This is a genomic window from Streptomyces sp. WELS2 (assembly GCF_013870595.1).
In the GTDB taxonomy this organism is placed as follows: domain Bacteria; phylum Actinomycetota; class Actinomycetes; order Streptomycetales; family Streptomycetaceae; genus Streptomyces.
On the sequence record NZ_JACBWZ010001409.1, the window covers coordinates 1 to 290 of the forward strand.

Here is a 290-nt window from a genome sequence, read left to right on the forward strand (position 1 = left end):
CGGGTGGGGTGGATGCGATCGGGGGGTTCCCGTCGGATCGTGGGTGGGATGTGGGTCGTCTTTATGATCCGGCCGGTGGTCCGGGGACGTCGTATACGCGGTGGGGTGGTTTTCTGGCGGACGCGGGTGGGTTCGATGCGGCGTTCTTCGGGATTTCGCCGCGTGAGGCGTTGGCGATGGATCCGCAGCAGCGGGTGCTGTTGGAGACGGTGTGGGAGACGTTCGAGGACGCGGGGATCGATCCGACGTCGTTGCGGGGCAGCCAGACGGGCGTCTTCACCGGCATCTGG

Annotated in this window: 1 protein-coding gene; it reads left to right on the forward strand. The window is 66.9% G+C overall.

What is annotated here, in order from left to right; genetic code table 11:
- Positions 1–290 (forward strand): beta-ketoacyl synthase N-terminal-like domain-containing protein (locus tag H5J33_RS36650; protein WP_181798981.1); only part of this gene is annotated, 290 nt, incomplete at both ends.